The organism is Paenibacillus sp. FSL P4-0127 (genome assembly GCF_038007325.1).
Classification (GTDB): Bacteria; Bacillota; Bacilli; order Paenibacillales; family Paenibacillaceae; genus Fontibacillus; species Fontibacillus macerans.
The window spans coordinates 22725-44082 of the sequence record NZ_JBBOWY010000001.1; the positions used below are offsets into that span (position 1 = coordinate 22725).

Here is a 21358-nt window from a genome sequence, read left to right on the forward strand (position 1 = left end):
TCCTAACGATTACGGTGAAGCGGCGATGAGCTCCAGGCATTTGCTGTAAACGGCGCGCTCCGAAGTTTTCAGCAGCTGGCTGTTATGCCACAGCATCGTAAAGTCCCCGCTGTATTTCATACATTCCCGATAATAGCCGCGGATTGCATCATAAGCCTGCTCATGGTCCAGCCCCATGTACTCCGGATGCAAAATCGTCTGATCCATGACGATCAGGGGGCGTTCCCGCAAGGCCAGCGCCTTCCGGGTTTTCAGATTAAACACCGGGAATTCGTAACAGACGCCGCAGCGAAAGCCCGCCCGGTCGGCATAGCTGAGCGTGCTGTCATACTGCAGTCCCGCGTCCTCCCAAAACTGCCACGTATCCGGGGCCTGCCAGCGCAAATAATGCTGTCTTCCACCCCAGCGGTCCTGCCTGATGCCGTTGGCCCGGGCGATTTCCACCAGCTTTTGAAATTGCTGGCGGATGCGGGCCGGGTTCAAGTAGGTGTTGTAGCTCGGATGCAGGCCGATTTCATGGCCCCGGGCGTGAATTTCGCGCAGCAGCTGCTGAATCCTCGGATCCTCGATCGCATAATTGCCGTCAATGCCCGGTTTGGTCTTCTCGGTGATGAAATAAAAAGCGCTGCGGATTCCGGCCCGTTCGCTCTGGTCCATCAGCCAGGAGAAGGTGTTGTACGGATCTCCGGCCAGGCTCTCCCGCCCCCGGTACAGCATTCTGGCCTTCTTCCGGCCGGATTCGAGATCCCGCCGCCGAAGCACATCCATGACGATATCCCGAAACACGCGCAGCCGGCTGCGGCCATAGATGTAAAAGGGAAAATCGACGTCATGGGTTATGCGGACCGCCGGCGTTCTCACTTTTCGGGTCAGACCGGGCCACAGCCGCTTCATGAACCGCCACAGCACCTCCACGTATTCGTTGACGATCGGCCGGTCCAGGAAGGACTCGCGGTAGGCGAGCGACGCCGTGGCCGGAAACCGGTCGATCGGGTCGCGCTCGCGGATGACCAGCTCCTCGTAGCGCGTCAGCATAAACAGGCTGCTGCCGAACACATCGATCCCCAGGTAAAATCCCTCTACGTCCGCCTCGACATATTCGCCCTTCCCGCCTTTCCGCCCGTAAATAACCGGGAGCGGCGGTTCCGCCTCGCCGCTGCCCGGCGGCCGAAACCGGTCCAACGGAAGGCGCGGCAGGGAAGCCTCCTTTAGCCAGAGCGCATCGGGGGTTTGCAGCAGCACGTCCGGCATCCGCAGCCTTTTGGCGGACACCGGCGTTACAGTGCGCGTGTCCGAAGAGCGGCCCGAACCTGCGGCCCCCGAGGCATCCGAGGCATTCGAGGCATTCGAGGCCCCCGAGGCCCCCGAGGCACCCGAGGCACCCGAAATATCCGAAGTTTCCGATGTTTTCGAAGTTTTCGAAATATCCGAAGCCGCCGTAGCTTCAATCATGACCAGTTCGATCTGTTTGCCGTCCCCGTAAACCACGTTGTATTCAAGTCCCAGAAATTCCCCCAAAACCACGCGGTAGATGTATTCTCTTTCCGGCAGGCGTGACAGGGGAGAGTATACCGTCAACATTCCCTTATCCTCGCTCCTTGCTCTGTATTGGTTCGCTCCCCGCTTCGCCCTGCGCCTTGTATTTCCGCACCGAATGCCAGGAGAGCATCAGATGCAGCACATAGCCAAGCGTCGAAGCGCCGCTGAACAGCCAGATCGCCGTTTCCGCCGTCTGATGGGTGAACCAGGCGAACGTCAGGGAACCGAGAATCAGAAACGTACGGATGATTTCCCGGTACAGGTGAAGGTCCTGCCGCTCCATCACGTCGATCGTCGAGCCGACCGAATTGGCGACGAACTGGCTCAAATACATGACCGACAAGATGCGGATATAGCTGCCGGACTCGGCCCATTCGCCGCCGAACAGAAACGGAAACAGAAAAGGGCCGACGCCAACGAGCGCCAGAATAATCAGCAGACCGACAAGGAAAACATTGCGGACCGTTTTGCGAAACAAGGGGTAAAGCCGGCTCGGATCATTGATCATATAGTCCAATGATTCCGACAAATACACATTGCGGACAGAAGTCATAATCAGCGTCATCGGCGACCCGAGAATGCGCTGGCACAGCGCAAACCACCCGGCCACTTGAGTCCCGTACAACGAGGCCAGCAAAATCGCCGGTATGTACAGCACGATGCTGTTCAACACGTTGGACGACATCGACAGCAGCGGAAACCTCCGGTACCGGTACGCGCTGTCCCGCAGATCGGCCCAGCCCGAGACGATTTGCTGCCGCTTCACATCGCGCCGCCACAGCTTCCACTGCGGAACGAGGCCACCGAAGCGGCCGATAATGTCGCCGACGATAAGGCCAAGCGGGCCCAGTTGAAACAGGCTGAGCCCGATCTGCGAAGATACCTGGGCGATGCTTTGCGTGTATTTCGTTCGCGCCAGCTCGCGGAAATATTTTTTGCGGATGGACCAATAATTCAAAATTTGATAAAAACCGGCGCCAAACAGGCTGACGATAAACAGCAGGTAATAATGGGCAACGTAGGATTCATGCATCCAAGCCGCCAGCGGCCCCTCCAAAATGTGAATGCCGATGCCGCTGGCGATGCTGACGCCGATGCAAATCCTAAGCGACAGGCTTAGCACGCTCGAGGCCGTGCGGTCGTCCTCCGGCAAGGTAATGGCGTTTTCGTACGAAAAGGAAATGACCATGAGCAGAATGCCGATGATCGACAGGTACATCGAATACGTCCCGTATTCCGAAGGCGAATAAAGCCGGGTTAAAATCGGCAGCGTCGCCAGAATGATGACCTGGCTGACGATCGTTCCGCTGGCCAGCACGAACACGTTGCGCAAAAAGCCGTCGCCGGCCAGCTTGCGGAACAAACTGACGGCATGGCGGACATGAAACAGCTCCCGCAGGCCGTAAATTTGCCGCGCGAAGGGTAACTTTTTGAACATGTTTCGCTTCTCAATCCTTACTTGATTTCATGAAACGCTCGATATGCCCGGCGATGTAACGCTGCGCATCCTCTCCGAGGTGCGGCCCGATCGGCAGCGACAGCACCTCCTGCGACAGCTGTTCGGCCATCGGCAGCGGCGTCCCCCCGTTATCGGCCATATAAACGGGAAGCTTGTGGACCGGCAGCGGATAATACGCGATCGTGCTGATCCCCGCGGCGGCCAGGGCGGCCTTAAGCTCGTCTCTTTTCCCGTTCAGCACCCTGATCGTGTATTGATGATATACGTGCTTGACACCGCCCTCGCATTTCTCCGGCAAAATAAGCCCATCCAGCCCATGCAGCAGTTCCCCGTAGCGGTCCGCGGCAAGTCGGCGCTGCTCGTTCCAGGCGTCGACGTGCGGGAGCTTCACCCGCAATATGGCCGCCTGCAGCTCGTCGAGCCGGGAATTGAAGCCGATCCGCTCGTTGTAGTACTTCCGCTTCGAGCCGTGCGTCCGCAGCATCGCCGCCGTCTCGGCCAGCGCCGGATCGTCCGTCGCCAGCATGCCGCCGTCGCCGTAGGCGCCGAGATTTTTGGAAGGAAAAAAGGAATAGCAGCCCGCGTGCCCGATCGTTCCCGCCTTGCGTCCGCCCGTTTCCGCGCCGAACGCCTGAGCGGCGTCCTCGATGACGATCAGCCCATGCGCCCGTGCGATGTCCATAATCCGGCCCATCTCCGCCGGACGGCCGAACAAATGCACCGGGAGGAGCGCTTTTGTCCGCGGCGTGATGGCCGCCTCCAGGCTGTCCGGGTTCAGGTTGAACGTCGCGGGATCGACGTCGGCAAACACCGGAACCGCCTGCACTCGGCTGATCGCCTCCGCGGTGGCAAAAAACGTGAACGGCGTCGTGATCACTTCGTCGCCGGGGCCGATTCCGGCCGCCAGCAGGGCGATGACGAGCGCGTCCGTGCCGGAATTCAGGGCGATCGCGTGCCGTACGCCCAGGTAATCGGCGGCTTCCCGCTCCAGTTGCTTCACCTGGTTCCCCATAATAAACGCCGCTTCGTCCAATACGGCCTCAATCGCTTCCAGCAGCCGCGGCTTCAGCTCGGCGACCTCCCGCTTCAGATCCAACACGGGAATGGGATCGGCGGTTTGATCGCCATCACCTGTCCCGTAACCGTTTAAGCCCTGCGCCTGATTCATGCCGGATTCGCCTCCTTCAACATGGCGATGCGATCCTGCTCCAGCCGGTATTCCCTGCCGCAGTCCCCGCAGGCCGCAAGCCCCGCCTTAAAGCCAAGCGTTTGCCCGCAGCGGCAGACCCAGCCGATTTGCCGCGCGGGCACCCCGGCGACCAGCGCATGCGGCGCGACGTCCCGGGTGACGACGGCCCCCGCGCCCACCAAAGCCCATTCCCCGATCGCCACCCCGCAGACGACGGTCGCGTTCGCGCCGATCGAAACGCCCCGCCCGACCCGGGTTACCTGGTAATCGGTGCTGCGGTTGCGCGGAAAAGCCGCACGCGGGGTCAGCACGTTGGTGAACACCATACTCGGCCCGCAAAACACTTCATCCTCCAAAATGACTCCTTCGTAAACGGAAACATTGTTTTGGATTTTCACCCCGTCCCCGATCGTCACGCGGTCGGCGACATACACGTTTTGCCCGAGGCTGCAGCGCTTTCCGATCACGGACGTGGCCGACACATGCGTGAAATGCCATATTTTCGTCCCCTCCCCGATTTGCGCGCCGGGATCGACTACCGCGGTTGAATGCACATATCCGTTTCCCATTCCACTGACTCCTCAACTTAAATTTTTAAAATCAGAGCAAATAATAATTGTCCGGCTTCCGCCGGCCCCGCATACCGTTACGGGTGTCGAGCAAAATACGGCTGGCTCTGCCGATCAGGTCGTAGTCAAATCCGGAGTGATCGGTCGTGATCACCGCAATGTCCGCCTCGCCGACCCGCCGCTCCGTCACTTCCTCGCACACGTAACGCTTCCCGCGCCAGTGGAATTCGGGGATATGCGTGTCGCTGACCCGCACGTTCGCGCCCCGTTCCTCCAGCAGGCCGATCATGGTCAACACCGGCGACTCCCGGTAATCGTCGATGTCTTTTTTGTAAGCCACGCCCAGCAAATATACGGTCGAGCCGCGCAGCGGCTTGCCGTCCCGGTTCAGGATCTCGGCGATTTTCTGCACGACGAATTCCGGCATTGCGTTGTTGATTTCGCCGGCCAGTTCGATAAGCCGCGTATGGTAGCCGTATTCCCGCGCTTTCCAGGTCAAATAAAACGGATCGATCGGGATGCAGTGTCCGCCGAGCCCCGGTCCCGGATAAAAAGCCATAAACCCGTAGGGCTTGGATTTCGCCGCGTCGATGACTTCCCATACGTTGATCCCCATGCGGCTGCAAAGGACGGCCATTTCGTTGGCCAGCGCGATGTTGATATGGCGGAACGTGTTTTCGTAAATTTTCTCCATTTCCGCCACCGCCGGGCTGGACACGACATGAACGTCCCCGTTGAGCACCTGCCGGTACAGCGTTTCCGCCACCTCCGAGCAGGCCGGAGTTACGCCGCCGACCACCTTGGGCGTGTTTTTCGTATTAAACGTTTTGTTTCCGGGATCCACTCGTTCCGGCGAATAAGCCAGAAAAAAATCGCTGCCGCAGCGCAGCCCCGTCGCTTCGAGAATCGGCCTGACCAGTTCATCCGTCGTGCCGGGATAGGTCGTGCTTTCTAGGACGACGAGCATCCCCGGATGCAGGAATTTGGCGATCTCGCGGGCCGAGTTCTCCACGTAGCTCGTGTCCGGCTGCCGGTAAATATCGAGCGGGGTCGGCACGCAGACGGCGACCGCGTCCACGCCTTTCAAAAAGGAATAGTCCGCCGTCGCGCTAAGCCGTCCGTCCCTCACCATTTCCCGCAAATCCTCATCGACTACGTCGCCGATGTAGTTATGCCCGCTGTTTAACATGTCGATTTTCCGGGCTTGCACGTCAAAGCCGATGACGCGGTAGCCGGCCTTCGCTTTTTCCACGGCCAGCGGCAGCCCGACGTAACCGAGGCCGATCACGCCGATGACCGCCGTTTTGTCCTCCAGCTTGCGCAGCAGCTCCATGCGGCCATAACGGGAAGACCCGGCTCTCAAGACTTCCGTTCGCATTCAAACTTCCCCCTTTCCCGCGCCTTCGGGAACCAGACGGAAATCTCCGCCGCGGCCGCCCCCGGTCATCTGCAGCGCCAGCTCGACGGCGCGGATGCCGTCCTCCAGCGTGACCGCCGGCTCGCGGCCTTCGGCTACCGCGCCTACCAGGTCGGCGATGATGCACTGATGCCCCGGAATGCCGTACGGGTCCTGCTCCACCTCGCGGATCAGCGCCGCCGTCTCCTCTTCCGACATGCCCGCGCACGCCCAATGGCGGATCCAGTTGGCCGTTCGTCCGCCGATGACGGCATAGCCGGTTTCGCCGAAGACGGCGATCGTCTCCTCCAGGTTGTGCCCGTACACCGTCGTGGCCGCTTCGATCACGCCAAGCGCCCCGCTCTCCAGCCGGATCGCGGCGATCGCCACGTCCTCCGCTTCGATCCGCCTGACGCGCGTGGCGACGAGCGATTTGACTTCGGCCACCGGGCCGAACAGCCACTGCAGCAAATCGAGGCCATGGATCGCCTGATTCATCAGCACGCCGCCGTCCATCGCTTTGGTTCCCCGCCAGGCGGCCTGATCGTAATACGCCTGGCTGCGGTTCCAGCGGACCGTGACGTTTACGTGGCTCAGCTTGCCGAACCGGTTTTGCGCCAGCGCGTTTTTTAAATGCCGGATCGCCGGCCTGAACCGGTTCGGGTGCACGACCGCCGCCCGTACCCCGGCGGCGCGCACGGCCTGCCGCAGCCGCTCCGCTTCCTCCAGATCAAGCGTCACCGGCTTCTCCAGCACCAGATGCTTGCCGGCGGCCGCGGCTTTCAGCGCCAGCTGCGCGTGCAGCCCGCTCGGCGCGCAGACGCACACCGCGTCCACGTCCGGCTCCCGTTCCAGCAGCGTGCCGAGCTCGGCATAGCAGGCCGCGTCCGGCAGCCGCATCCGCATCTCCGCCAGCCGCCCCGGATTCGGGTCGCATACGGCAACCAGCCGGGCTCCCTCCGTATTCTCGATCGCCTCGATATGTTTGCCCGCGATATGTCCGCATCCCGCGATCGCAAAATTCATCGTATCGCCCCTCCTCTATAATTTCTTCCATCCGGACCAATGTCTCTCAGGGTGCCCGGGTAATCTTCCGGCAAATAGCGCCGCGCCTTTTTTCGCTCGTCCCTTTTTTCCAGAGCCAACGCCAGGCTTAACGCCGCAAACAAACCGGCGAAGGCCGCCAGCGCGATATTGAGCATTTTGCGCGGGCTGACCGGGATCGCCGCCTCCTCCATGCTCGCCGAATCCAAAATCGAGACGTTGGCGTCCGCGATGATTTCCTTGGATCTCGCCACGAACGTTTCCGCAAAAGCGTTGGCGATAGCTACCGCTTCTTTGGGGTCGCTCCCGGTGTAAGACAGCAAGATGACCAGCGTTCCCGGATCGGTCCGCACCCTGACTTTCTTCAGCAGTTCGGTGGCGGATTGCGGCGCGGAAACCTTGTTTTTGACCTCGGAGGCGATATACCGGCTTTGGATCGTATCCTCGTATGTTTTCGTCAGCATTTGGCTGGCCAAAAATTCGTTATATGTACTGGAATCCGGCTTGGATACGATATTGGCCACCAGGCTGACGTCGGCCCGGTAAGCCGGGCTTACAAGCTCGTTCGCCAGCACGGCCGCGCCGATGCATAGCGCGATTACGGCCGCAAAAGCGATACAATGGCGTTTGACCGCTCTGCCCAAAAACTCAATGTCCATGAAGCTTCACCTCATTTGCGGAATAACTTGGCCCGGGGGAAGTCCGGCAAGCGGACACCGTTTCTTCCGCACGCGCCGGGAAAGCATCAGCCTCGGCCCCCGCTCCTTCCGCCGGCCTTCCTCCCTGCTCCGCTGCCGGCCGGCCGGCAAGCACAGCCTCGGCAAGCTCCTCCATGTTCAGGCTGATCATGCCGTAGCGTTCGGCAAGCCGGCGAAAATGGTTCGCCAGCCGTTTCAGCGCCCGCATGCCCGCCTCCTCCGCGGCGTTGTAGGGATGAAACCACAGGTGGTACACCTGCCCGTGTTTCGCCGCGTGCGTCATGCTGCGCCGCATCCGGTACAGCCTCAGCGGCTCCAGCCAGCCGAGCCAACGCGGCGGCGAGCGGAAGAAAAAGCTGGCCGGCAAGCTCAAAGGCGCCTTGGGGGCGAGCGACTCCGCCGGATAGGTATGGTGGCCGGTCAGGTTGAAATAGCTGTCCGCCAGCCTAAGCGCTCGCTTCAGCGGGGGATCGGAAACGGAATATCCGTCCCGGTACAGCCGGTGCTGCGGGTTGCCGCGATACGTCTTGATGCCAAGCTCCGCAAGCCGGCCGACGTATTTGCGGCGGATCTGATTGCGGGGCAGCACCAGGCTTTCGAGGGGGATTCCCCGTTTAGCGGCAACGTCCGCCGCGGCCTGCAGGTCGCTGTAAAATTGCCGTTCGGTTTGTCCTTTTTCCAATGAATAATAATGCGAAAACGTGTGGGAACCGATTCTTTGGCCGGGGGTGGAGCGAATCCGCTCGATCAGCGACAGCGCAAAATGATGGGGATCATCGTCCTCCCCTTGTCCGACGCCGCCGCCCGCGATATGCCCGTAAGGGGACAAACGGGGATCCGAGTATGCCGGCTTAAGCGCGGGCAGCCCCTGAAGCATCTCTTCCTTGCCGGCAAAAAAGAGCAGCCCCACGGTCGCCCAAGTGGCATGAATGCCGCGATCGCGGAATAAATCTAGTATTTCGGCAATTCTTTCGCGTTCGCCGCCCCATTTATCCGCATACTCATCAATGCTGCAAAGATCCCGGACGCCCCAATACAGTTCGAAATCCAGCGATACCACCAAAATCCCCCGTTTAGTCTCCATACCTACCATTCCTTTGTTGGAATAATCCGCATCCTATCGTCCGCATAACGTTTTGCTATATTGTGTTATATTCAGGGCGCCGCCGTTTTAGTAGTCAAATGCAAAAAAAGAACGCCCGGGGGGCGCTCCTTAAGTGGTTTTGTCAACCGGATTTATTTGATGACGACGCCGGAATTGGTCGCGGACGACGTCTTGATGGTGTAGGAGGAGGCGGAAATTCTATTATTTGCCAAGGTGATGTTTTTTTGCACGTAGCTGCGGAGATACGTCGTGAGGTCGATGCCTCCCCCCCGCCGCACGCGGATGACGTTATCCTTGATCAGCCCTTGGTCGGCGTTTTGCCAGGTCCAAATTCCCCGTTCCCCGTTGTTGATCGTATTGGACAAAACCCGGAAATCGCGGATACTGCCGAGCCGGATGGCGGTCGTACCCTTGACGTTGCTGCGTTCCCCCATGGCGATGTTGTTGTTTTGGATCACGATGTCCGCCACTTCGGCTCCGGCCCCGACTTCGATCGCGGCATAATAGCTGCCGTTTCCGTAAATCCGGTTGCCTTCCACCGTGTTGCCGCCGCCGTAAACGCTGATCGCCGCGTACATGTCCGGCGCGCGCTTTCCTTTTTCCGTACCCCTAAAGTAATTGTCGTTTAAATAAGGATTATGAATGTCGTTGCCTTTAACGGTGATGCCTTGGGCAAAAATTTTGATCGCCCGCTTGGCGCAATAGTCAAACCGGTTCCCGGCAATGACGCTGTCGACATCCGTTCCCCGGTTGTTTTCCATCGCCGGGTCCTCGTAGTATATCCCGTCGCCGTCATCGGCCGGGCTGATATGATGGATGTAGCAGTTCGTGACGGATACTTTTTTCGCGGCCAGTTCTTTGCTCCCCCAGGTCGTGGTGACGAAAATGCCCCGGGCCACCAGGCTGCTTCCCACCAAATTGCGGGCGGCAACGTTCGCAACCTCCGTATTATCAATCGTGATCGACTCCGTATTTCCGTAGACGACGATGCCGGCCACGACTCCGGCGTAATATTCGCTCCGCCGGTCGGTGTCGTGGGTTGCGCCCGTCACGAGCGTATCGCGGACCGTCACCCGCGAGCTGCCCCCGCCGATGGCGAGAACGCGGTTTACGCGCTCGTTGCCGTCCAGCACGATCCCGCTGACGTTCACCTCCTTGCCGGCGATTCGCATCAGCTCCCAGCCGAAGCTGTCCGGCGCCGCCTTGATGACGGAGGAACGGCCGTCGCCTTTGATGAGCGTATTTCCCCCGACCATCAGCGCTTTGGCCGGATTCACCTTGTAAACGCCGCTGGGAAAATATACGGTCTCCCCGGTTTTGGCCGCTTGGTTCAGCGCTTGCTGGATCGCGGCGGTATCGTCGGCCGCTCCGTCGCCCCGGGCGCCCCATTTTGTAACTTGTATCACGGTAATCCCTCCTTCGACGAAAAAACTATGCTGCCGAATCCCCTATGATAGAAGTTGAGCTAATGATATAAGTTGAGCTAATGATAGAAGGTATATTTTTTCTCACAATATATTAAATGGCCGGGAGCAAAGAAGGGATACCGGCAAAAAGCCCGATCCGCCCTTGCTCATATTCGCGGGGACAAGATCATACGTTAGAACTGGTAAAGGGAACAAGTCGAAGGAGGCTTTGTATCATGGAGTTAAACCGCCGCGAGCTGCTGATGCAGTGGGCTGAGTTCAACGAGCGAAAATGGGGCTGCCGGGCGCGTCTTGCCGAGTTCGAGGCGCCCAATTCCCCGGCCCGGGGGGAAGGGTTGTTTTTCTATAACGCAAAAGGCAAGCTGTATCTCCCGCCGCTGAACCCCTATCATCCGTTTGTGTTTCATTCCACGCCGACGGACAAGCCGTTCAAAATCGACCGGCAGTGGCGGGAGGTGGCGGAAGCGGTGGCGGCGGATATGCTGAAATCGCCCAGCAGCGCCAGCTTCGTTTTTCCTACGGACATTACGGACATCCGCCCTTTTTTGTGGAGCGGATTTATCGCGGATATCAAATACACGTATGTAATGGAGCTGCCTTATAGCTTGGATCGCGCCAGCGCGGACGTCCGGGCGAAGGTGCGCAAGGCCGGCGCGGCCGGCTACCGGGCGGCCAGAACCGAAGATATGGCGGAGGTGCACCAATGCCTCGCCGGAACGGAAGCCCGCCAAGGCTTCACCCACCGGCTGGGCCTGGAGGATTTGCGGCTGGCCCGGAGCCTGCTCGGGCCGGAGGCCTTTCGCGCGTATGTTTGTTATGCGCCCTCCGGGGAGCCGGTCAGCGCCAGCATCACGATTTGCCTTGACGATCAAAAAGCGTTCGGCTGGATCGCCGCCAGCAAGACGGAGCATTTGAATCAAGGCGTCGTGCAGCTGCTGCAAAGCTTTGAGCTGGGCGATTTATCGGACAACGGGCTGAAAACGTTCGATTTCGCCGGGGCCAACATCCCTTCGGTCGCCAGTTCCAAAGCGAACTGGGGCGGCGTGATCACCCCGTATTACCTCGTCAGACCTCCGGGATATAAGGAAATTTTGCGGGCCGGCCGGAACTGGCTGTCCTTTGTCAGGGGGAGGGGCAGGAGATAGTTTCTAAAATAGCGGTATTTTTTCACCTCAACCTCGGAATCGGCACTTGACGTCCGGCCGGCTACTGGAACGATGATGCAAAGTCGACCGTCGACCGTCGTCTAGATTCAGACAACAGGCCATTAATCGCCAGTCCCAGACACTAGGCTGTTAATCGTCTAGATCCAGATACCCTGCTGTTAATTCGTCTAGATTCAGACACCAGACCGTTAAAATAGCGGCGCTTTATGTACTTATTATCCGTAGCCAGGCCTGTTCATCCCCGTTAGCGGCATTTTTTGTCCTTATTTCCTATGATTCGTCATGAACGCAGGCATTTCGGCAGCGATTCGAGAAAATAGCGGCATAAAATGTCTCTATTGCACTCAAAAGGGGTGATATCGCCGAAATAGCGACATTTTTTGTCCTTATGTTTTCGCCCAAGCTGCCGTTATGAGCTGATGAAGCTCATCCATTCATCAAATTCGCCCGCTTCTCCCGAACCTTGATCGGCCCAATCGGGAATTTCCATCCATTCCACGCCGTTGCCGCCGCGCCGCAGCAGCTCCGCCGTTTCCGCGAGCTTCTCGCCCCAGTGGCAGGAAATGATCAAATAATCGGTATCGGCCGCCCCCGCCTCAAGCTCCAGTTCGAGCAGCCGAACCATCGAAACCGTTCGGTCCAGCACCAGCCGCGCCATCGTTTCCAGCAACAGCTCCAGTTGATCGGTTGCCGCCTGCGGCTCAATGCGGACCGGCTCCGCCGGGCCGTCCGTCAGCCGAGCATTGCATATAAAGCCCGCGCTCAGCCCATTGCGCAGGGCATGCTCCGCCACCGATGCGGCATAACGAATCCCCAGCTCGATCCGCTCCGGCGCGGTCACCGTTTTCCACATCGAATCGCTAACCTCCGCATTAAGGCAGATCACCAGCCGGTGGTCGGCGGTGTAATCCCGCTTGTGCACCTGCAGCTCCCCGGTCCGGGCCGTCGCTTTCCAGTTGATCTGGCTCAGCGGATCGCCGGGACGATAGGCGCGGATCCCTGCGGTCAGAAACGGGTCCTCCACGATCCAGCGCCGGACGGTGACTTCCCCCAGCCAGCTGTGGTTCGGCAGCGGCAGCTCCTCCAGCGGAACCGCCCGCGGATAGACGAGCAGCTCCAGATCCAGCGGGAAGCGTTTGACCTCCGAGTTTAGTCCCAGCGGATCGCCCGTCGTCATCGTGGCCGATTCCAGCCGGTAAAGCCCCCTGTGGGCGCACCCGACCTTATGGCGCCTTGTGATTTGCCGGTACGGACGAAGGTGAAATAGACTGCTGTGGTTCTGATAGATTTCCCCGGCATGAATCGCCAGGTTGCTCTGCTTTCCGAACGCAAGCCCGGCGGGAATGCTCGATTCCAGGCGAAGCCAAGGCAGCGGCAGCAGCTTGGCGTTGGCGATGACCTCGATCATTTCGACTTCATCGCCTTCAAATGCGGCCCGTTTGGAAAAATACCGCTCATACCGGATCCCCTTCAGCGCGCGCCGGCGGTATACCGCGGCAACCAGCCCGATAAGGAGAACCGCGCTTATAATAAGCCAAGGCAGCTGCATGGGTTCAATCCTCCCGCGTTCCCCGGACCGTCAGCAGCGGCTCGGTCAGCGGAGGCTCAGTCGGCGGGAGCCCGGTCAACAGCGGCTCGGCCGGCACCTCCACCTGCTGCAGCGCCTGGCGGACGACTTCGCTGCCTTGCTCCTGCGCGCTCCGAAGGCCTTGCCGCAGCACCAGCCGATGGGCCAGCACCGGCACGGCCGCCGCTTTGATGTCGTCGGGGGTGACGTAATCCCGGCCCCGAATCAGCGCCAGGCCCTGGGAAGCGCGCAGCAGCGCCGCGCTCGCCCGCGGGCTGGCCCCCAGCTTCACCTCCGGATGCTTCCGGGTCGCTTCGGCAACGGCCACGATGTAGCCGAGCAGATCGTCCTGGACGCGGATGGTCCGCGTATACCGCTGGGCCGCCGCCACCTCTTCGGCCGAGGCGGCCGCCCCGATTTCCGCCAGCGGCTGGCGCTCCTTAAACCGCTGCAGGATGGCGACCCCTTCGCCGTGCGACGGGTATCCCATGGCAATCCGCATCAGGAACCGGTCCAGCTGCGCCTCCGGCAGGGGAAAGGTCCCCTGCTGGTCGATCGGGTTTTGCGTGGCCATGACAAAAAACGGAGACGCCAGCTCGTGCGTGACGCCGTCGATCGTCACCTGGCGCTCCTCCATGCATTCCAGCAAGCTGGATTGCGTGCGCGGCGTCGCCCGGTTGATCTCGTCCGCCAGCAGCACGTGCGTAAACACCGGACCCGGGCGAAACTCGAACTCCCCCGTTTTCTGATTGAAAAAATGAATGCCGCTCAGATCCGAAGGCAGCAGGTCCGGCGTAAACTGGACTCGCTTGAACCCGCCGCCGAGCGATTTAGCAAGCGCTTTCGCAAGCAGCGTTTTGCCTGTGCCGGGCACGTCCTCCAAGAGCACATGACCGTCCCCGAGCAGCGCAGCAAGCAGCAGATCGACCACCTCCTCCTTGCCGACGACCACCTCGCCGATATTGCGGCGAATCCGCCCGGTCAAATCCATCGCTTCCCGCAGTTCCATAAGTACCGACACCGCCTTTACCGATTTCTTCCTTTCTCCTTTCCATCTTACCAAAAAGCCCGGCCGCTTTATAGCTGAAGTCCGGGGGCTTCCTAAACCTTCAGCCGCTCCCGCAAATCGACGACCGACCGCATCGCATACTCCTTTTGTACCGGCTGGCCGTCCCGCAGGACGATCAGGCAGGGAACGCTGGAAATTTCCCATTGATCGCGAAGCCGCGGACTATAGTTAATATTCAGCTTGGATACCGGGATGCTCGGACCGGCCGCCAAAGCGATATCCAGCATTTTTTCCGCCAGTTTGCAGGTTCCGCACAGCGCCGTGAAGAAAAACAACGCCTCCTTGCCGGAGGCTGGTTCCGCGCGGTCGAGCCACTCCTGTTCCGTAATTTCGCGAATCGCCATAAGCCGCCTCTCCTTTAGGGGATTAAATTTTCAGCAGGTTAAACAACAATCTAATACCGCGAATTGCCGCGAAAAAACTGCCGCCAATGCGGCCAAGCTTTCGAGAAAACACCGTCGATAGACGTATCTTACCACAAAAAGCGGCCCTGCTCGCATCTGCATGCGAACGGGCCGCTCCTTTCGGCAATCCGGCAGCGGGGATAACCCGTCCTTTAAGCCGGGCGATTGGTGAACAGGTGGAAAGTTACTCCGAACTTGTCGGTAACTACAGCGTAAGCCGGGCTGAAATAAATGGACTGCAGCGGCAAATCGACGCGTCCGCCCTCTTTTAGGGCCTCGTAAAGCTGCTGCGTATAATCCGCCGTACTCGACGTGAGGCACACCGTAACCTGGCTGCCCGGTTGATGCGGCTCGCCCGGAAAAATATCGCACACATAAAGCTCCGTTTCCCCCAGCTTTAATATGGAATGCGCGATGCGCTTCTTCACTTCGTCAGTCATCGGCTGCTGGGGTTCGGGCATTTCGCCGAAGGTTTGCTTAAACGCCACCTTGGCCTGCAGCGCCTGCTCATAAAAAGCAATCGCTTCTTCGGCTTGTCCATTCAGGGCAATCAGGGGGGTTGTCAACAGAATCATGTAAACACACTCCTTAAGGATCAAATTGGCGGAACCCGAAAAGCGAAAGAGGCGATCTCCGTTTCCGCTTGATTCGATTCTTATTGTAGCCGATAATAGTGACAAGTATTGTCATAAATAAGAAACGCATACCGGCGTTTTTTTGATTTTTTATGCCCAATAAAAGAAACGGAGCGCTCCCCCATGTCCAAATCGAAACGTCTGATGGAATTGATGATGACCGTCAACCGCAAGCGAAAATTCACCGTGAAGGAATTGGCCCGGGAATTCGGCGTTTCTCCGCGCACGATCCTCAGGGACCTGCAGGAGCTGAGCGAACTGGGCGTACCGCTGTACTCCGAGGTCGGACCGCATGGCGGCTACCAGGTGCTGAACGAAAGAGTGCTGCCCCCCATCGCTTTTACCGAAGAGGAGGCGGTGTCCATCTTTTTCGCCAGCCATGCCTTGCGCCATTACCGCTTTCTCCCGTTTGAAACGGAAGCATCCTCCGCGCTCAGCAAGTTTTATCATTATATGCCCGGAGACGTCCGGGACCGCATCGATCAGATGAAAAACCGGGTCGACTTCGTGACGCCGGAAAGGCAGTCGGCTTTTCCTTATTTGGCGGTTCTGCTGGACGGCGCCGTCCGCCAAAAAGTGCTCCGCATCGGCTACGCCTCGCGTTCCGGCGCAACGAGCACCCGGCACATTCAGCCGATCGGGATCTACGCCAGCCGCGGTTTATGGTATTGCCCGGCGTATTGCTTCGAGCGCAAAGATTTCCGCTTGTTCCGCTGCGACCGCATCGGCTCGGCCGTCATCGAGGAAGCGGACGCCGCGCTGAAGCCGCTTGATCTGCGGCAGGTCCATCTCGGCAATTGGGAATCGTTCATCGGGAGAAAGCCGATGTACGCGGATTGCACCATCGAGCTGACTCCGCTGGGGATCGAGGCCTGCGAGGGCGAGATGCTGCGCCACTTCCGGCTTGAACTTCGCGAGGATGGCACGGGCCTGCTGCGGGGGCAAATTCCGCCGGGGGAAATTCCTTTTATGGCCGCCTTTTTCATCGGCTTGGGGCGGGAAGCGACCGTCATCCGGCCGCCGGAGCTTATCGCGGCGATCAAGCGCAAATTGACCGAACTGCTGGATCAATACAGCTGAGCGCAAAACCCGGGTGAGCCGCTGAACCAGCACGCTGGAGCGTGCTGGGCCATGCTGGATCATGCTGGACCATACTGGATCACGCTGAATCATACTGGATCACGCTGGGCCATACTGGTGACGCTGGACCATACTGGACCATGCTGAACTTTCAGAGCTCAAGCAAGAACATAAGGACAAAAAATGGCGTTATCCCGGCGAGATTACCCACTTTAATTAAAATAAAGGCAATTTATGCCGCTATTTTCTCGAACCGCAGAGTGAAGGCCGCCTTTTGTACGATTCATAGGAAAATAAGCACAAAAAATGCCGCTAATGGGGACAAGCAGGCCCGTATCCGAATAATAAGTACATAAAGTGCACTAGCGTTGCATAAAACCTAACGCGAATAATCAAATATTAGTTAAATATGGGTAATTATGATCATTTTTCATGGAAAAAGCATAAAAAATCTCCTATTGTAAAGAGGTAGGTACGTTGTCCATAACTCTCTACAAAAGGAGACCATCCATGGATAACGTTAAAGCTAAAACGGTCATTCGTCAACTGATTTCCTTACTGCCCATCGATGTGCATCAACGTTTACTCTTCGACCATTACACCAAGAAACTTACCACGATGAAAGCGATCATGCTCTTCATCAATGCTCAGTTGAAACAATGGTCATCTTACGGTGAAATGGAAATTGCACTTCGTGCTGAGCCGAAACTTCAGCAGCTTCTACAGTTGGAGAGTATCAGCGGCTCGCAATTATCCCGAAAACTCGATCAGATCCCAACGGAGCTGTTGGAGTGGATGTTTCAGCATCTGGCATCACAAACACAGCAACGTGCTTGCCACCAGGGCCAGAGCGGGAAATTGCACATCATTGATTCTTCCAGCATTCGACTGCCGCTTCAACTTGGAAGTTGGGCCAAGATGTCAAATAAGAGTAGCGGCGTCAAGATGCATCTGCGCCTCGTTGTTACAGCTCCCGACAAGCTATTTCCTGATGCCATGATCCCCAGTTCGCTCAATGTAGGGGATCGTGCGGGGGCCGTTGAACTGGTCGTCCCCTCGGATGCGATTTATGTGATGGATCGCGGTTATGATGATTATGCCCGGATGGATCAATGGGTCCAGGACAACATCCAGTTTGTGATCCGTATGCGAGATCGCGCGCTTGCCACCGTCATTGAGGAGTATCCTGTTCCGGAAGGCTCGAACATCACGCGGGACGCCAAGGTTTGCGTGGGCAGTTCCTTCCGATCCATGGAACATTCCGTTCGTTTGGTGGAGTTTTATGACGAGCAGGAACGGACTTATCGTATTTTTACATCGGTATGGGATAAGACCGCTGAAGAAATCGCGCAGATCTACAAAAATCGCTGGCTCATCGAGTTGTATTTTAAATGGCTGAAGCAACATTTGCGATTGAAGAAGCTGCACAGTCATAAACCACAGGCTATTTGGAACCAGTTATTCTTGGCTTTAATTACTGCCTTGCTCGTGGAGCACATCCGGCACAGCACCCAAACGGCAAAAACAAACTGGCAAGTGCTCCGGATTCTCCGCGAGTATTTGTACCGTTCATGGCGATCCTTTCGAACCGAACTGGATCGGAAACCCAGTCGAAGTAGTCCGGGGAGACGTCCGGGGTCAGGTCCCAAAGCGTTATCGGTGCGCACAATGGTTGGGATAATTAAGCCAAGCAAGTTCAAGGAATAATATCCATTATATACATTTAATGGGACATCGCGACCTACGCATTAGGTAACCTTGACTTTTTGGTCTTAAGCTTAAAAAATGACTGTAAAAAAATCCATTTATAGTTTCAATAATCCAAATGTGGGTTTTGCTGAAAATTGATGTTAGTGTTCTTGCAACGCTAGTACATAAAGTGCCGCTATTCTTGTGATATGGTGCTCCTCAGGCGGCCTGATCGCACACGATGATCATGCGGAGCCGCGGTTTCACTGCCCGCCCCGGTTCCGGTAGCCGCTGGGGGAATGGCCGGTAATTCTTTTGAACACCCGGGAAAAATAAAACATATCGCGATAGCCGAGCGCTTCCCCGATTTCCTTGATGCTCATTTCCGTATTGAGCAAAATGTTTTTCGCTTCGGCCACCTTCAGCCGGTGTATGAATTCATTTAACGGATACCCCGTGTATTCGTGGACGATCCTGCGCAGCGTCGACACGGAAATATGATGTCTGGCCGCCAGTTCCTCCGGCTCCCGGCGGGCGTACAGCGACCCGGAGATGTCCTCGATCACCTTGAGCACGAACCGCCCCCGGTTGCCCGTTTCGGCCTGGTCGGCCTGGGCGACCAGCTCGTACAGGAACGCTTCGAGCAGCAGCGAGGCGCGGTCCAGATTGCTCGGTACGCCGCTCTCCAGAAGCATGAACATCATTTCCATCCGGTTTACCGCCGAATCGTCGATCGCCGCCTTTTGGACCTGCGCCGGATGCTGCAGCCAGCTGCCCAGCCATTCTCCAACCCGCTCCCCCTCGACGGTAAAATAATACTCGTCCCAATACCCGTCCGCATGAGGGCCATAGTTGAACTCGGCACCGGGGAACAGGCAAAACCAGGAGCCCGCGGGAACCTCCTGCTTCTCCCCGCCGTCAACCTGGTAATACCCGCCCCCGCCGGTAATCACCACAAAAGCCCAATAGCTGAACTTCGCCTGAACGCGCCGCATCGTTCTGCCGGGTAAATGGCCGGCGTTGACCACCGTCAGCGAGCGGATTTTCCGCTTGCTGGCGTCGACGACCGGGTTGAACACGCGGATCGGATGCGGACTGATCATATAATCCAGATATTTTGTCATCCTGCACATTCTCCCTTTGGAATTCCTGTGCTAAATTAAGGGTGCCTGAACAAATAAAACAAACTCGCGGCGAATTTTGCTTCATTGTAGCAAATTCGCACCGCTGACGAAAGGGAGCGAAGTGCGGAATATGAGCGAACTCAAAATCGGACTGATCGGCGCCGGATCGATCTCGGAATCCCACCTGCTGGCCTATCAGGCCAACCCGAAAGCCGCGCTGTGGGCCATCTGCGACCTCAATGAAAGCAGAGCCCGGGCCATGGCGCGGAAGTACAACATTCCTCATGTGTACACTGACTATCGCGACCTGCTCGCGAACCCCGATGTACAGGCGGTCAGCATCTGCACCTGGAACAACAGCCACGCCGAAATCAGCATCGCCGCCCTCGAAGCGGGCAAAAACGTCCTTTGCGAGAAGCCGCTCTGCATTACCGTAGACGAAGCGCTCCAGGTACAGGCAGCGGTGGAGCGGACCGGCAGGCTGCTGCAGGTCGGCTACGTGCGGCGTTATGCCTCGAACATCGCCGTGCTCAAAAAATTCATCGCTGCCGGGGACATCGGGGAGATCTATTTTGCCAAAGCGAGCCTGGTCCGGCGCCTCGGCAATCCCGGCGGCTGGTTTGCCGACAAAGCCCGCTCCGGCGGCGGCCCGCTGATCGATATCGGCGTGCACGTGATCGACCTGTGCTGGTATCTGATGGGCCGGCCCAAAGTGAAGTCGGTTAGCGGCAACACCTATTACAAGCTCGGCAACCGCTCCAACATCGAGAATTACGCGTTTTACCAAGCAGCGGACTACGACGCATCCCTCAACACGGTGGAGGATATGGCCAATGCGCTGATCCGCTTCGAAAACGGGGCCTCCCTGCTGGTGGACGTCAGCTTTTCGCTGCATGCCAAGCAGAATTCCGCCCTGGTCAACATTTACGGAGAAAAAGGCGGCGCCGAGATTGAACCGGAGCTGTCGATCGTTACGGAACGCCATAATACGATCATCAATATCGATCCGCAAATCAGCACGCCCGCATTCGATTTCCAAGGCAGCTTCCAGAACGAAATCAACCATTTTGTGGACAGCTGTCTGGACGGCGTGCCGCCGATCAGCCCGGTGGAGGACGGTGTGGAGATCATCAAAATATTAAACGCGATTTACCAATCGGCCGAGGAAGGCCGAGAAATCCGGTTTTAGGAGGGCGCTGGTATATGAAGCTGAACAATAAGATCGGTATCATCGTCGACAGTTTGGGCCTGGGCGTCACGGAAGGCCTGAAAAAAGCGAAGGAACTGGGCGCCGAAGGCGTGCAAATCTACGCCGTGTCCGGCGAAATGGACCCGGCCGCGCTGACCGCGGCCAAACGCAAAGAGCTGCGAAGCTATATCGAAGGGCTGGGCCTGGAAATATCCGCCCTCTGCGGCGATCTGGGCGGCCACGGATTCCAGGACGCCGCCGCCAATCCGGCCAAAATCGAAAAGTCGAAGCGCATACTCGATTTGGCCGTTGAGCTCGGCACGAACATCGTGACGACCCATATCGGCATCGTGCCGGAGGACCTAAGCAGCCCGATCTACGCTGCTATGCAGCAGGCCTGCGAGGAGCTAGGCGTCTACGCCAAAAGCTTGAACGCCTATTTTGCCATCGAAACGGGGCCGGAACCGGCCGCTCATTTGAAAAGCTTCCTGGACACGCTGAGCACAAACGGCGTTTCCGTCAATTTCGACCCGGCCAATATGGTCATGGTGACGGGCGACGATCCGGTGCAGGGCGTCAAGACGCTGCGGGACTATATCGTGCATACGCACGTAAAGGACGGGGTGCGCCTGCGCCCGGTCGATCCCCGGGACGTATACGGCTTCCTCGGCTACGAGGCGATGGATCACGAAAAGATCGCCGACATGGCTTCCTCCGGCGGCGCCGGGTTTGCGGAGGTTCCGCTGGGCGAAGGCCGGGTGGATTTCCCGGCTTATTTTGCCGCCCTGCAGGAGATCGGCTACACCGGCTATCTGACGATCGAGCGGGAAGTCGGCGACAAGCCGGAGGAAGACATCAGAAAAGCGGTCGAGTTCATCCGGTCTTTCCGGGGATGACCCGAGGGCAAAGCGGATGTGATTCGCAAGAGCAGCAAGAGCCGTGAGCCGCAAGAGCCGAGCCGCGCACAGCGGCCTTAAGCCGGAACGATCTTAGGATGGAAGGAGACGCG

The 21358-nt window shown here is 58.2% G+C and carries 19 protein-coding genes; 5 read left to right on the plus strand and 14 right to left on the minus strand.

What is annotated here, in order from left to right:
• Nucleotides 1-9: 9 nt before the first annotated feature.
• The 9 genes from NYE74_RS00080 to NYE74_RS00120 all read right to left on the minus strand — a co-directional run bounded on the left by NYE74_RS00080 (nucleotide 10) and on the right by NYE74_RS00120 (nucleotide 10405).
• Nucleotides 10-1581, minus strand: coding sequence for a polysaccharide deacetylase family protein (locus NYE74_RS00080; RefSeq protein ID WP_051985748.1), 1572 nt, complete (start codon nucleotides 1579-1581; stop codon nucleotides 10-12).
• 4 nt (nucleotides 1582-1585) lie between these two features.
• A complete protein-coding gene (locus NYE74_RS00085) occupies nucleotides 1586-2977 on the minus strand; it encodes a lipopolysaccharide biosynthesis protein (RefSeq protein WP_341004532.1) in 1392 nt (463 codons plus the stop codon).
• A 10-nt stretch (nucleotides 2978-2987) separates the two neighbouring features.
• On the minus strand, nucleotides 2988-4166 hold the full coding sequence (locus tag NYE74_RS00090; RefSeq protein ID WP_051985749.1) for a DegT/DnrJ/EryC1/StrS family aminotransferase: 1179 nt from the start codon (nucleotides 4164-4166) through the stop codon (nucleotides 2988-2990).
• On the minus strand, nucleotides 4163-4756 hold the full coding sequence (locus tag NYE74_RS00095; protein ID WP_124332816.1) for an acyltransferase: 594 nt from the start codon (nucleotides 4754-4756) through the stop codon (nucleotides 4163-4165). The genes NYE74_RS00090 and NYE74_RS00095 overlap by 4 nt, the downstream gene beginning before the upstream one ends.
• Nucleotides 4757-4787: 31 nt before the next feature.
• Nucleotides 4788-6134 carry a nucleotide sugar dehydrogenase gene (locus tag NYE74_RS00100; RefSeq protein WP_227872875.1) on the minus strand — a complete coding sequence of 449 codons (1347 nt, stop codon included), beginning with the start codon at nucleotides 6132-6134 and terminating at the stop codon, nucleotides 4788-4790.
• Entirely contained in the window at nucleotides 6135-7178 is a 1044-nt protein-coding gene (locus NYE74_RS00105; RefSeq protein ID WP_051985750.1) for a Gfo/Idh/MocA family protein, read from the minus strand. It lies immediately after the preceding gene.
• Nucleotides 7175-7855, minus strand: coding sequence for a YveK family protein (locus tag NYE74_RS00110; RefSeq protein ID WP_051985751.1), 681 nt, complete (start codon nucleotides 7853-7855; stop codon nucleotides 7175-7177). Before NYE74_RS00110 ends, NYE74_RS00105 begins: the two co-directional genes overlap by 4 nt.
• Nucleotides 7845-8978 (minus strand): polysaccharide deacetylase family protein, encoded by a 1134-nt coding sequence (locus tag NYE74_RS00115; protein ID WP_341004533.1) that lies wholly within the window; start codon nucleotides 8976-8978, stop codon nucleotides 7845-7847. Before NYE74_RS00115 ends, NYE74_RS00110 begins: the two co-directional genes overlap by 11 nt.
• Nucleotides 8979-9130: 152 nt before the next feature.
• Nucleotides 9131-10405: a glycosyl hydrolase family 28-related protein gene (locus NYE74_RS00120; protein ID WP_341004534.1), complete on the minus strand. Its 1275-nt coding sequence runs from the start codon at nucleotides 10403-10405 to the stop codon at nucleotides 9131-9133.
• Between the two features lie 236 nt (nucleotides 10406-10641).
• Between NYE74_RS00120 and NYE74_RS00125 the strand changes: the two genes are divergently transcribed.
• Nucleotides 10642-11571, plus strand: coding sequence for a GNAT family N-acetyltransferase (locus NYE74_RS00125; protein WP_170180016.1), 930 nt, complete (start codon nucleotides 10642-10644; stop codon nucleotides 11569-11571).
• Nucleotides 11572-12001: 430 nt separating this feature from the next.
• On the opposite strand, the gene NYE74_RS00130 is transcribed toward NYE74_RS00125, so the two are convergent.
• The 4 genes from NYE74_RS00130 to NYE74_RS00145 form a co-directional block, all read right to left on the minus strand.
• A complete protein-coding gene (locus NYE74_RS00130) occupies nucleotides 12002-13141 on the minus strand; it encodes a DUF58 domain-containing protein (RefSeq protein ID WP_051985753.1) in 1140 nt (379 codons plus the stop codon).
• Between the two features lie 4 nt (nucleotides 13142-13145).
• Nucleotides 13146-14168, minus strand: coding sequence for an AAA family ATPase (locus tag NYE74_RS00135; RefSeq protein WP_082207959.1), 1023 nt, complete (start codon nucleotides 14166-14168; stop codon nucleotides 13146-13148).
• A gap of 92 nt (nucleotides 14169-14260) precedes the next feature.
• Nucleotides 14261-14572 (minus strand): thioredoxin family protein, encoded by a 312-nt coding sequence (locus tag NYE74_RS00140; protein WP_051985754.1) that lies wholly within the window; start codon nucleotides 14570-14572, stop codon nucleotides 14261-14263.
• Between the two features lie 212 nt (nucleotides 14573-14784).
• The gene (locus NYE74_RS00145; protein ID WP_036626593.1) at nucleotides 14785-15207 is read right to left on the minus strand and encodes a VOC family protein; all 423 of its coding nucleotides are present in this window, start codon (nucleotides 15205-15207) and stop codon (nucleotides 14785-14787) included.
• 183 nt (nucleotides 15208-15390) lie between these two features.
• Here NYE74_RS00145 and NYE74_RS00150 point away from each other — a divergent pair, with 183 nt between their 5' ends.
• Complete coding sequence (locus NYE74_RS00150) at nucleotides 15391-16347, plus strand: helix-turn-helix transcriptional regulator (protein ID WP_036626595.1); 957 nt, start codon at nucleotides 15391-15393, stop codon at nucleotides 16345-16347.
• A 510-nt stretch (nucleotides 16348-16857) separates the two neighbouring features.
• Nucleotides 16858-18054, plus strand: coding sequence for an IS4 family transposase (locus NYE74_RS00155; RefSeq protein WP_115311341.1), 1197 nt, complete (start codon nucleotides 16858-16860; stop codon nucleotides 18052-18054).
• Between the two features lie 245 nt (nucleotides 18055-18299).
• On the opposite strand, the gene NYE74_RS00160 is transcribed toward NYE74_RS00155, so the two are convergent.
• Nucleotides 18300-19160: a helix-turn-helix domain-containing protein gene (locus NYE74_RS00160; RefSeq protein WP_124332821.1), complete on the minus strand. Its 861-nt coding sequence runs from the start codon at nucleotides 19158-19160 to the stop codon at nucleotides 18300-18302.
• A 130-nt stretch (nucleotides 19161-19290) separates the two neighbouring features.
• Here NYE74_RS00160 and NYE74_RS00165 point away from each other — a divergent pair, with 130 nt between their 5' ends.
• Nucleotides 19291-20349: a Gfo/Idh/MocA family protein gene (locus tag NYE74_RS00165; RefSeq protein WP_036626598.1), complete on the plus strand. Its 1059-nt coding sequence runs from the start codon at nucleotides 19291-19293 to the stop codon at nucleotides 20347-20349.
• Nucleotides 20350-20363: 14 nt separating this feature from the next.
• A complete protein-coding gene (locus NYE74_RS00170) occupies nucleotides 20364-21245 on the plus strand; it encodes a sugar phosphate isomerase/epimerase family protein (RefSeq protein ID WP_036626599.1) in 882 nt (293 codons plus the stop codon).
• The last annotated feature ends 113 nt before the right edge of the window (nucleotides 21246-21358 follow it).

Bases quoted from the DNA above. Each gene is read 5' to 3' on its own strand.
- NYE74_RS00080 (WP_051985748.1), bottom strand. From the start codon at position 1,581: ATGTTGACGGTATACTCTCCCCTGTCACGCCTGCCGGAAAGAGAATAC.
- NYE74_RS00085 (WP_341004532.1), bottom strand. From the start codon at position 2,977: ATGTTCAAAAAGTTACCCTTCGCGCGGCAAATTTACGGCCTGCGGGAG.
- NYE74_RS00090 (WP_051985749.1), bottom strand. From the start codon at position 4,166: ATGAATCAGGCGCAGGGCTTAAACGGTTACGGGACAGGTGATGGCGAT.
- NYE74_RS00095 (WP_124332816.1), bottom strand. From the start codon at position 4,756: ATGGGAAACGGATATGTGCATTCAACCGCGGTAGTCGATCCCGGCGCG.
- NYE74_RS00100 (WP_227872875.1), bottom strand. From the start codon at position 6,134: ATGCGAACGGAAGTCTTGAGAGCCGGGTCTTCCCGTTATGGCCGCATG.
- NYE74_RS00105 (WP_051985750.1), bottom strand. From the start codon at position 7,178: ATGAATTTTGCGATCGCGGGATGCGGACATATCGCGGGCAAACATATC.
- NYE74_RS00110 (WP_051985751.1), bottom strand. From the start codon at position 7,855: ATGGACATTGAGTTTTTGGGCAGAGCGGTCAAACGCCATTGTATCGCT.
- NYE74_RS00115 (WP_341004533.1), bottom strand. From the start codon at position 8,978: ATGGAGACTAAACGGGGGATTTTGGTGGTATCGCTGGATTTCGAACTG.
- NYE74_RS00125 (WP_170180016.1), top strand. From the start codon at position 10,642: ATGGAGTTAAACCGCCGCGAGCTGCTGATGCAGTGGGCTGAGTTCAAC.
- NYE74_RS00130 (WP_051985753.1), bottom strand. From the start codon at position 13,141: ATGCAGCTGCCTTGGCTTATTATAAGCGCGGTTCTCCTTATCGGGCTG.
- NYE74_RS00135 (WP_082207959.1), bottom strand. From the start codon at position 14,168: ATGGAACTGCGGGAAGCGATGGATTTGACCGGGCGGATTCGCCGCAAT.
- NYE74_RS00140 (WP_051985754.1), bottom strand. From the start codon at position 14,572: ATGGCGATTCGCGAAATTACGGAACAGGAGTGGCTCGACCGCGCGGAA.
- NYE74_RS00145 (WP_036626593.1), bottom strand. From the start codon at position 15,207: ATGATTCTGTTGACAACCCCCCTGATTGCCCTGAATGGACAAGCCGAA.
- NYE74_RS00150 (WP_036626595.1), top strand. From the start codon at position 15,391: ATGTCCAAATCGAAACGTCTGATGGAATTGATGATGACCGTCAACCGC.
- NYE74_RS00155 (WP_115311341.1), top strand. From the start codon at position 16,858: ATGGATAACGTTAAAGCTAAAACGGTCATTCGTCAACTGATTTCCTTA.
- NYE74_RS00160 (WP_124332821.1), bottom strand. From the start codon at position 19,160: ATGACAAAATATCTGGATTATATGATCAGTCCGCATCCGATCCGCGTG.
- NYE74_RS00165 (WP_036626598.1), top strand. From the start codon at position 19,291: ATGAGCGAACTCAAAATCGGACTGATCGGCGCCGGATCGATCTCGGAA.
- NYE74_RS00170 (WP_036626599.1), top strand. From the start codon at position 20,364: ATGAAGCTGAACAATAAGATCGGTATCATCGTCGACAGTTTGGGCCTG.